This is a genomic window from Streptomyces sp. NPDC057616 (assembly GCF_042800575.1).
GTDB lineage: Bacteria > Actinomycetota > Actinomycetes > Streptomycetales > Streptomycetaceae > Streptomyces.
Window position 1 is genome coordinate 42,894 of sequence record NZ_JBHVGU010000057.1, and the last position, 9,781, is coordinate 52,674.

The 9,781-nt window shown below is 73.6% G+C and carries 9 protein-coding genes; 4 read left to right on the top strand and 5 right to left on the bottom strand.

Features of this window, described 5'->3' with window-relative positions:
• Nucleotides 1-75: 75 nt before the first annotated feature.
• The 4 genes from trpB to lgt all read left to right on the top strand — a co-directional run bounded on the left by trpB (nt 76) and on the right by lgt (nt 4,045).
• Entirely contained in the window at nt 76-1,359 is a 1,284-nt protein-coding gene (gene trpB, locus ACFU97_RS42395) for a tryptophan synthase subunit beta (protein WP_384267641.1), read from the top strand.
• The gene (gene trpA, locus ACFU97_RS42400) at nt 1,356-2,174 is read left to right on the top strand and encodes a tryptophan synthase subunit alpha (protein ID WP_384267643.1); all 819 of its coding nucleotides are present in this window, start codon (nt 1,356-1,358) and stop codon (nt 2,172-2,174) included. Before trpB ends, trpA begins: the two co-directional genes overlap by 4 nt.
• 88 nt (nt 2,175-2,262) lie before the next feature.
• Nucleotides 2,263-3,036 (top strand): DsbA family protein, encoded by a 774-nt coding sequence (locus ACFU97_RS42405; protein ID WP_384267646.1) that lies wholly within the window; start codon nt 2,263-2,265, stop codon nt 3,034-3,036.
• Between the two features lie 82 nt (nt 3,037-3,118).
• Nucleotides 3,119-4,045, top strand: a complete 927-nt coding sequence (gene lgt / locus ACFU97_RS42410) for a prolipoprotein diacylglyceryl transferase (protein WP_384267649.1) — start codon at nt 3,119-3,121, stop codon at nt 4,043-4,045.
• Between the two features lie 48 nt (nt 4,046-4,093).
• On the opposite strand, the gene ACFU97_RS42415 is transcribed toward lgt, so the two are convergent.
• From ACFU97_RS42415 to ACFU97_RS42435, 5 genes are read right to left on the bottom strand one after another with little or no spacing between them, the layout of a single operon-like run.
• A complete protein-coding gene (locus ACFU97_RS42415) occupies nt 4,094-4,930 on the bottom strand; it encodes an HpcH/HpaI aldolase/citrate lyase family protein (RefSeq protein WP_384267651.1) in 837 nt (278 codons plus the stop codon).
• Nucleotides 4,927-6,129 (bottom strand): CaiB/BaiF CoA transferase family protein, encoded by a 1,203-nt coding sequence (locus tag ACFU97_RS42420; protein ID WP_384267654.1) that lies wholly within the window; start codon nt 6,127-6,129, stop codon nt 4,927-4,929. Before ACFU97_RS42420 ends, ACFU97_RS42415 begins: the two co-directional genes overlap by 4 nt.
• Nucleotides 6,126-7,487: an ADP-ribosylglycohydrolase family protein gene (locus ACFU97_RS42425; protein WP_384267657.1), complete on the bottom strand. Its 1,362-nt coding sequence runs from the start codon at nt 7,485-7,487 to the stop codon at nt 6,126-6,128. The genes ACFU97_RS42420 and ACFU97_RS42425 overlap by 4 nt, the downstream gene beginning before the upstream one ends.
• A complete protein-coding gene (locus tag ACFU97_RS42430) occupies nt 7,475-8,641 on the bottom strand; it encodes an ADP-ribosylglycohydrolase family protein (RefSeq protein ID WP_384267660.1) in 1,167 nt (388 codons plus the stop codon). Before ACFU97_RS42430 ends, ACFU97_RS42425 begins: the two co-directional genes overlap by 13 nt.
• Nucleotides 8,642-8,649: 8 nt before the next feature.
• Nucleotides 8,650-9,741, bottom strand: a complete 1,092-nt coding sequence (locus ACFU97_RS42435) for an ADP-ribosylglycohydrolase family protein (RefSeq protein ID WP_384267663.1) — start codon at nt 9,739-9,741, stop codon at nt 8,650-8,652.
• Nucleotides 9,742-9,781 lie beyond the last annotated feature (40 nt).

Here is a 9,781-nt window from a genome sequence, read left to right on the forward strand (position 1 = left end):
GCCCGCAGCCGGACGAACGACCCCGCCCCCACGGCGATCAGTGCATTCACAGCCAACTCACCGTGAGGTACACGCATGCCCAGCGACTTCTTCATCCCCGACCCGTCGGGTCAGGTCCCCACGCCCGAGGGCTACTTCGGCGCGTTCGGCGGCAAGTTCATCCCGGAGGCCCTCGTCGCCGCCGTGGACGAGGTGGCCGTCGAGTACGACAAGGCCAAGCACGACCCCGAGTTCGCCCGTGAACTCGACGATCTGCTGGTCAACTACACCGGCCGGCCCAGCGCCCTCACCGAGGTGCCCCGGTTCGCCGAGCACGCAGGCGGTGCCCGGATCTTCCTGAAGCGGGAGGACCTCAACCACACCGGCTCGCACAAGATCAACAACGTCCTCGGCCAGGCCCTGCTCACCAAGCGGATGGGCAAGACCCGCGTCATCGCCGAGACCGGCGCCGGCCAGCACGGCGTCGCCACCGCCACGGCCTGCGCGCTGTTCGGCCTCGACTGCACGATCTACATGGGCGAGATCGACACCGAGCGCCAGGCCCTGAACGTGGCCCGCATGCGCATGCTCGGCGCCGAGGTCGTCGCGGTGAAGTCCGGCAGCCGCACGCTCAAGGACGCCATCAACGAGGCCTTCCGCGACTGGGTCGCCAACGTCGACCACACCCACTACCTCTTCGGTACGGTCGCCGGCCCGCACCCCTTCCCGGCCATGGTCCGCGACTTCCACCGCGTCATCGGCGTGGAGGCCAGGCGCCAGCTCCTGGAGCGCGCCGGCCGGCTCCCGGACGCCGCGGTCGCCTGCGTGGGCGGCGGCTCCAACGCCATCGGCCTCTTCCACGCCTTCATCCCGGACGCCTCCGTCCGCCTGATCGGCTGCGAGCCGGCCGGGCACGGCGTGGAGACGGGCGAGCACGCGGCCACGCTGACCGCGGGCGAGCCCGGCATCCTGCACGGCTCCCGCTCCTACGTCCTGCAGGACGACGAGGGCCAGATCACCGAGCCGTACTCCATCTCGGCCGGTCTGGACTACCCGGGCATCGGCCCGGAGCACTCCTACCTCAAGGACAGCGGCCGTGGCGAGTACCGCGCGGTCACCGACGACGCGGCGATGCAGGCCCTGCGCCTGCTGTCGCGCACCGAGGGCATCATCCCGGCGATCGAGAGCGCGCACGCCCTCGCGGGAGCCCTGGACGTCGGCAAGGAGCTGGGCAGGGACGGCCTGATCGTCATCAACCTGTCCGGCCGCGGCGACAAGGACATGGACACGGCCGCCCGCTACTTCGGCCTGTACGACACCGACGCGGAGGTCGCCGCCAACGAGGCCGACACCGCCGAGATCGAGGGGGACGCCAAGTGAGCGGCAACATCCAGCTGTTGACGGACACCCTCGCCGGCGCCAGGGCCGAGGTCCGCTCCGCGCTCATCGCCTACCTCCCGGCCGGCTTCCCGACCGTGGACGGCGGCATCGAGGCGATCAAGGCGGCCCTGGACGGCGGCGCGGACGTCGTCGAGGTCGGCCTGCCGCACAGCGACCCGGTCCTCGACGGGCCCGTCATCCAGACCGCCGACGACATCGCCCTGCGCGGCGGCGTCAAGATCGCGCACGTCATGCGGACGGTCAAGGAGGCCTACGAGGCCACCGGCAAGCCGATCCTGGTCATGACGTACTGGAACCCGATCGACCGCTACGGCGTCGAGCGCTTCACCGCCGAGCTCGCCGAGGCGGGCGGCGCGGGCTGCATCCTGCCGGACCTGCCGGTGCAGGAGTCGGCGCTGTGGCGGGAGCACGCCGAGAAGCACGGGCTGGCCACGGTCTTCGTGGTCGCGCCCAGCAGCAAGGACGAGCGGCTCGCGCAGATCACCGGCGCGGGCAGCGGCTTCGTCTACGCGGCCTCGCTGATGGGCGTCACGGGCACCCGCGAGTCGGTCGGCGCGCAGGCGCAGGACCTGGTCGAGCGCACCCGGGCCACCGGCACGGGCCTGCCCGTCTGCGTCGGGCTCGGCGTCTCCAACGCCGAGCAGGCCGCCGAGGTGGCCGGCTTCGCCGACGGCGTGATCGTCGGCTCGGCGTTCGTCAAGCGGATGCTGGACGCACCGGACCACGCGGCCGGCATCGAGGCCGTGCGCTCACTCGCCGCCGACCTGGCCAAGGGCGTGCGCGCACAGGCGTAGCCGGACATCTCATGTCACCTTGATCCCCCTTACGAGTGGATCTGGGACCGGGGAGGCGCATTGCGCCTCCCCGGTTCGTTCTGGGGGTGTGAGCGAGAAGAACCGTGAGGGAAAGCGCACCGCCCGGGAGCGGCTGGCGGACGAGCGCGAGAAGCAGAAGGCCGCCGACAAGCGACGGCGGGCGCTGATCGTGGGCGCGAGCGTCGTCTGCGTCCTGGGCCTGGCCGCGGTGATCGGCGTGGTCGCCGCGAACTCGGGCAAGGACAAGTCCAAGGCGTCCGGCCCGGCCGTGGCGCCCTCCGGGGCGCAGGGCAAGGACAGCCTCGCGATCCCGGTGGGCAAGGACGGCGCCAGGTCGACGCTCACGATCTGGGAGGACTTCCGCTGCCCGGCCTGCATGGCCTTCGAGACGGCGTACCGCCCCACCCTTCACGAGCTGACCGACTCCGGCCAGATGCGGATCGAGTACCACCTGGTCAGGCTGATCGACGGCAACCTCGGAGGCACCGGCTCGCTGCGCGCGGGCAACGCCGCCGCGTGCGCCCAGGACGCCGGGAAGTTCCGCGACTACCACGACGTGCTGTACGCGAACCAGCCGAAGGAGACCGACGACGCCTTCGGCGACAACGCCAAGCTGATCGCTCTCGCGGCGAAGGTGAAGGGCCTCGACACGGCCGCCTTCCGCTCCTGCGTCAACGACGGCAAGCACGACAGCTGGGTGAACAAGTCGAACGACGCCTTCAAGGCCGGCGGCTTCGGCGGCACGCCGACGGTTCTGCTCAACGGCAAGAACATCTACCAGGACCAGACCATGACGCCCGCGAAGCTGAAGCAACTGGTGCAGCAGGCGAACAAGGGGTAAGAGATTCACGCCCGCCCGTTATGGAGCCGTAGCCGGTCCGCCTGCCGTCGGGCCCGCCCGGCACGGTAGCGTCGACCCTGCCATGGAAGAACTTGCCTACATTCCGAGCCCGTCGCGCGGGGTGCTGTACCTCGGCCCCATCCCGCTGCGCGGCTACGCGTTCTGCATCATCATCGGCGTCTTCGTCGCGGTCTGGCTCGGCAACAAACGCTGGATCGCCCGCGGCGGACGGACGGGCACGGTGGCCGACATCGCTGTCTGGGCGGTGCCCTTCGGCCTCGTCGGCGGCCGGCTCTACCACGTCATCACGGACTACGAGCTGTACTTCAGCGAGGGCCGTGACTGGGTGGACGCCTTCAAGGTGTGGGAGGGCGGGCTCGGCATCTGGGGCGCGATCGCGCTCGGTGCCCTGGGCGCCTGGATCGGCTGCCGCCGCCGCGGCATCCCGTTGCCCGCGTACGCCGACGCCGTCGCGCCCGGCATCGCCTTCGCCCAGGCGATCGGCCGCTGGGGCAACTGGTTCAACCAGGAGCTGTACGGCAGAGAGACGCACGTCCCCTGGGCGCTGCACATCACGTCCTCCACGGACGGCCGCGTGCCCGGCTACTACCACCCGACGTTCCTCTACGAGTCGCTGTGGTGCATCGGCGTCGCCTTGCTGGTCATCTGGGCCGACCGCCGCTTCAAGCTCGGGCACGGACGGGCGTTCGCGCTCTACGTCGCCGCCTACTGCGTGGGCCGGGCCTGGATCGAGTACATGCGCGTCGACGACGCCCACCACTTCCTGGGCCTGCGGCTGAACGACTGGACCGCGCTGCTCGTGTTCCTGCTCGCCGTGGCGTACATGATCTTCTCGTCGAGGATCCGGCCGGGCCGGGAGGCCGTGGTCGAGCCGGGTGCCTCCGACGGTGAGGCCGAGGGCGACGCCGCCGTGACCCTCGACAAGGACGGGGAGAAGGACGCGGACGACGGCGTGAAGGACGGCGCGGAGTCGGCGAAGAAAAGCTGACCGCCCGGTCGTACGTGGATGAGGGCGCCCGCACGGCAGCGGGCGCCCTCATTTTTCGTTGCGGTGGGCCAGCGACAGCGTGCGGTGCGCCGTCGCCACGACCGCCGCGTCGATGAACCGGCCGTTCGGCAGGGCCTGCGCGCCCTGCTGGGTGGTCGCCGCCTTGACGATCGTCTCGGCCTCCTCGATCTCCCGCGCCGTGGGCAGGTAGGCCCGTTCGATGATGGGCAGCTGGCGCGGGTGGATGGCGGCCCGGCCGAGGAAGCCCAGGGTGCGGCCGCGGGCGCAGGAGGCCGCGAGCCCCTCCAGGTCGCGGATGTCCGGGTGGACCGACTGGGAGGGCGGGGGCAGCCCGGCCGCCCGCGCGGCGACGACGATGCGGGAGCGGCACCAGTCGAGGCCCGCCTCCTCCCGTACGCCCAGGTCGGCCCGCAGGTCGGCCTCGCCGAGGGCGATGCCGCGCAGCGCGGGATGGGCGGAGGCGATGGCGTGGGCGCGCTCGACGGCGAGCGCGGACTCCAGGAGCGCGTACAGCGCGGGCGCGCCACCGGCGACGGGGGCGGCGCCGCGCGCGGTGCGGACGATCTGCTCGGGAGACGTCACCTTCGCCAGCCGCAGGCCCGAGAGGCCGGGCAGGGCGGCCACCGCCGCCAGGTCGTCGGCGGCCAGCGGACCGTCCAGGGCGTTCACGCGGACGTGGACCGGGACCGGCTGCGGACAGGAGAGCAGTTCGGCGGTGGCCGAGCGGGCGTACTCCTTGCGGTCCGGGGCGACCGCGTCCTCCAGGTCCACGACGACCACGTCGGCGCCCGCCGCCAGCGCCTTGGCGACGACGAGCGGGCGGTCGCCGGGGACGTAGAGCCAGGTCAGCGGGGGCGTCGTCATACGGCGCCCTCCTCACGCAGGGCTGTGAGCTCCGCGGGGGTGAGGCCGAGGCCGGTCAGCACGGTGTCGGTGTCCGCGCCGTGCGGGCGGCCCGCCCAGCGGATCGCGCCGGGCGTGGACGAGAGGCGGAACAGGACGTTCTGCATACGGAGTCGGCCCAGTTCGGGGTCGTCGAGGGTGGTGATCGTGTCGAGGGCCGCGTACTGCGGGTCGGTCATCACCTCCCGTACGTCCTGCACCGGGGCCACCGCCGCCTCCGCCTTCTCGAAGGCCGCCAGCACCTCGGTGCGGGTGCGCTCGGCGATCCAGCCGCCGACCGCCGCGTCCAGGACGTCGGCGTGCCGGGCCCGCTCGGCGCCCGTCGCGAACCACGGCTCGTCGATCAGCTCCGGGCGGCCCACCAGGTGCAGCACGCGTTCCGCCACCGACTGCGCGGAGGTGGAGACGGCGACCCAGGCGCCGTCGGCGGTGAGGTAGGTGCCGCGCGGGGCGTTGTTCTGGGAGCGGTTGCCGGTGCGCGGCTGGACGTGGCCGAGCTGGTCGTACCAGATGGGCTGGGGGCCGAGGACCGTCAGGATCGGCTCGATGATCGCCATGTCGACGACCTGGCCCTCGCCGGTGCGCTCGCGGGCGGTGAGCGCGGTCATGACGGCGTAGGCGGTGGCCAGGCCGGCGATGGAGTCGGCCAGGCCGAAGGGCGGGAGCGTCGGCGGCGCGTCCGGCTCGCCGGTGATCGCGGCGAAGCCGCTCATGGCCTCGGCGAGGGTGCCGAAGCCGGGGCGGTGCGCGTACGGGCCGAACTGGCCGAAGGCGGTGACCCGGGTGAGGATCAGCCGGGGGTTGGCGGCGGACAGGTCGGCCCAGCCGAGGTCCCACTTCTCCAGGGTGCCGGGGCGGAAGTTCTCGATGACGACGTCCGCGGTGGCGGCCAGCCGCAGCAGGGTGGAGCGGCCGCCCGGCTTCGACAGGTCGAGGGTGATGGTCCGCTTGTTGCGGCCCAGGAGCTTCCACCACAGGCCGATGCCGTTCTTCGACGGGCCGTGGCCGCGGGAGGGGTCCGGCTTGGCCGGGTGCTCCACCTTGATGACCTCCGCGCCGAAGTCGCCGAGCAGGGTGGCGGCGAGCGGGCCGGCGAAGAGGGTGGCGAGATCGAGGACGCGCAGGCCGGTGAGCGGGGCGTCCTCGGTGGTGGATGTCATGGGCGGGTCGCCTCCCGGTGGGTGAGCTGGGCGAGGGTGTCGAAGCCGATGCCGTTGAAGTCGCCCACGGAGGTGGCGAGCCGGTTCTTCAGCGGGGTCGTCCAGCGGTCCGGCAGGGCGGTGGGGGAGCCGGCGAGGAGGCCGGCGACGCCGCCCGCGGTGGCGCCGTTGGAGTCGGTGTCCCAGCCTCCCGAGACGGCACGGCAGACGGCGCCGGTGAAGTCGCCGTCCGCGTGGGTGAGGGCGGCGGCCACGAGCGCGGTGTTGGGGACGGCGTGCACCCAGTGGTGGGTGGCCGCGTGGGTGGCGTGGAGATGGTCGACGACAGTGTCGAAGTCGGCGTGCTGCGCGGCGAGTTCGACGGCGTGGCGGACGGCGCGGGCCAGCCGGGAGCGGGGTGGCACGACCGTCAGTCCGGTGCGCAGACAGGAGTGGACGTCGTGCGTGCCGGTCGCCGCGGCGGCGATGACGGCGGCCGTGAACATGGCGGCGTAGACGCCGTTCGCGGTGTGCGTGAGGGTGGCGTCGCGGTGGGCCTGCTCGGCCGCGGCGGCCGGGTCGCCGGGGTTGGTCCAGCCGTGCACGTCGGCGCGGGTGAGGGCGCCGATCCACTCGCGGAAGGGGTTGCGGTGGCGGGCCGTGCGCGGCGGTTCGAGGCCGAGAAGGAGATTGCGGTAGGCGATGCGCTCGGCGGTGAAGGTGCGGCCCGCCGGGAGTTCGGCCAGCCACAGGCCCGCGACGTCGGCGGTGGTGAAGCCTCTGCCGTGTCGCTGCAGCAACAGGAGGTTGAGGAGCGGGTAGTTGAGGTCGTCGTCCTCGGGCATGCCGTCGATGTTCTCGGCGAGGGAGGTGGCCGCCGAGCGCCGGTTCCAGGGGTGCTGCGCCAGGAGTTCGGCGGGGACGCCGCGGGCGGTGAACCAGGTGTTCAGCGGCCAGTTGCCGGTGGCCCGCGCCAGCCGGCGGATGCCGTCGAGGGGGAGCTTCTCCACGGGCTTGCCGAGCAGGCAGCCGGCGGCGCGGCCCAGCCAGGCGGCCTCGAGGCGGTCCCGCGTGACGGACCGGTCGGGGGAGGGGGCGGGCCAGCGCGGGCACAGCTCCTTGATCCGCCGCAGGTCCGTCGGTTCGCTGTCGCTCAACGCGCTGGGCAGATCGGCCAGTTCGTCCAGCAGGTCCTTGGCGAGCTGCCGCAGATAGCGCGAGACCGGTGCGGGCGACGCGCCCGCGCGCAGCGGTGCCTCGGGGCCGCCCGCGGCACGCCACCGCGCGGCGATCGCCGAGGGTTCGCGGCCGTCGAGTGCGGCCTGCCGCAGCTCGTGGCCGATCAGGTCCTCCGGCTGGACCCAGGTCACTCGGAGCAACGCGCGCCTCCCATCCGGGTGAACGCCGCCTCGTGCGCCCTGCGCCTGCGGACGTCCCGCTCGAAGATCTCCCGCGTGACCCGCGTGAGCGTCGCCGCGGGCTCCCACAGGTCCAGGCGGCTCGCCTCCGCGATCCGCTTCGACCAGTCCTCCGGCACCTCGCCGCCCAGCGCTCCCGCGATCGCGCCCGCCATCGTGGCGATCGAGTCGCAGTCGCGGCCGTAGTTCACCGAACCCAGCACCGCGTGGCGGTAGTCGCCGCGGGACACCAGCAACATGCCGAGAGCGATGGGGAGTTCCTCGATCGCGTGCAGCCGGGAGGGGCGGCGGGCGCCGAGGGAGGGGGCGCGGTAGTCGGGGCCGACCGTGTCGTACGGGGCCACCGCCTCCCGCAGCGGGAGGAGCGCGGACTCGAAGTCCGTGTGGCGGGCGGCCACTTCGCAGACCCGCTCGATCGCCGTGCGCGTGCCGTCCTTGGCCAGGCGGAGCGCGGCGGCGACGACCGAGTCCGGCGTCGCCCCGGGCGTGGCGGCCGCGGCCACCGCCGCCGCGAAGACACCCGCCGCCTCGCGGCCGTACGACGACTGGTGGGCGCCCGCGACGTCGAGCGCCTCGGCGTACGCGCCCTCCGGATGGGCCGCGTTGACCAGGCCGACCGGCGCCATGTACATCGCGGCACCGCAGTTGACGATGTTGCCCGTGCCGGCCTCGCGCGGGTCGACATGGCCGTAGTGGAGCCGGGCCACCAGCCACTTCTCCGCGAGGAAGATCCGGTGCAGCGGGACGGCCTCCGTCTCCAGCTCCGGGATCCAGCGCGGGCCGGTCATCAGGTCCGGCACCAGGTGGTCCGCGATCGCGTACGCGTCCAGGTGGTCGCGGACCCGTGCGTACACCCGGATCAGCGCGTGCGTCATCAAGGTGTCGTCGGTGACGTGCCCGTCGCCCTTGTGGTACGGCGCGAGGGGGCGGGCGGTGCGCCAGGCGTCGCCGTTCCAGGGGCCGACGACGCCGTGCACACGGCCGCCGTGGCGCTCGAGGATCTGGTCGGGGGAGTAGCCCTCGACGGGGCCGCCGAGGGCGTCGCCCACCGCCGCGCCCACGAGGGCGCCGGCGATCCGGTCCTCCAGGCTGGTTTCTGACTCTTTGGGCGTCATGGGCGGAATCATCCTCCTGGGGAGGGCGGTTGCGTGGCTTCCAGGAGCTCGGCGAGTTCCACCAGGTCGGTACCGGTGAGCCGGGGGAGCGCGCAGCCGGAGAGGGTGCGGCACGCCTCGCGCCAGGACGCGGGGATCGAGTCGCCGCCGCCGAGCGCGCCGGTCAGGGCGCCCGCGAGGGCGGGCGCCGAGTCGGCCACGCGCGACAGACAGGCCGCCGCCGGTACCGCCTCCGCGATACGGCCGCGGGCGGCGGTGGTCAGCGCGAGGGCCACCGGGACCGTCTCGGCGGCGGCGATGCCGTAGCTGTAGACGTGGTCGACGATCCGGTGCTCCAGCAGGGGGATCAGGGCGAAGGCGGACTCGGCCCGCGCGGCCAGCTCCAGGGCGTGGCGGGCGTTGCGGCCGATCTCGGTGGTCTCGGGGAGTTCGGCGAGGGCGGCCGTCACACAGGTGCGCACGTCCGCACCGGTGAGGGCGAGGGAGACGGCGGCCGCCATGGCGCGGGCTCCGTGCACGCCGTCGCCGTCCTGGGTGTAGCGGGCGTCGAACTCGGCCAGGTCCGCGGCCGGCCGGGGGTCGCCGGGGTGGGCGACGGCCAGCACGCAGGCGCGGACGCAGGCCGCGTCGTCGAAGTAGTGGGGGTTGTCGTGACCGGTGGCGGGCGGGCGCAGGCCGGCGGCGAGGTTGCCGAGTCCGGCCCGGACGGAGATACGGGCGCGCAGCGGCAGGACGGCGGACTCGATCTCCGGGGCGCGGTCCGCCGCGGCGGCGACCTCGGCGGCCACGGCGTTCCAGGTCAGGTCGATGGCGGCTCTCGTACGGCGTTCCCGGCTGAGGTCGCCGAGGGCGTTGCCGTCGCCGGCGCGCAGCAGCGCCTCGGCGGCGAAGGCGGCCCATTCGGCGTCGTCGGAGGGGCCGAGGTGGAGGGGCTCGGGGGGCTGGTTGAGGGCGATGGGGACGGGGAGGGTGGTGGTGGCGTTGTGCTCGGCGAAGGTGTCGAGCTCGCGGGTGAGGCGGCGGGTCCACTCGGGCATACGGGCCGCCCGGTGGCGGGCGGCGGGCCAGCCGGCGGCGTCGCCCGCGGCGAGGCCCAGCAGGAGCCCGACCGTTCTCCTGGCCTCGGCTTCGCCTTCGTCC

What these genes read in the sequence shown, in the direction of transcription:
- ACFU97_RS42420 (WP_384267654.1), bottom strand. Translation starts at nt 6,129, where the DNA reads ATGACATCCACCACCGAGGACGCCCCGCTCACCGGCCTGCGCGTCCTC.
- lgt (WP_384267649.1), top strand. Translation starts at nt 3,119, where the DNA reads ATGGAAGAACTTGCCTACATTCCGAGCCCGTCGCGCGGGGTGCTGTAC.
- trpB (WP_384267641.1), top strand. Translation starts at nt 76, where the DNA reads ATGCCCAGCGACTTCTTCATCCCCGACCCGTCGGGTCAGGTCCCCACG.
- ACFU97_RS42415 (WP_384267651.1), bottom strand. Translation starts at nt 4,930, where the DNA reads ATGACGACGCCCCCGCTGACCTGGCTCTACGTCCCCGGCGACCGCCCG.
- ACFU97_RS42430 (WP_384267660.1), bottom strand. Translation starts at nt 8,641, where the DNA reads ATGACGCCCAAAGAGTCAGAAACCAGCCTGGAGGACCGGATCGCCGGC.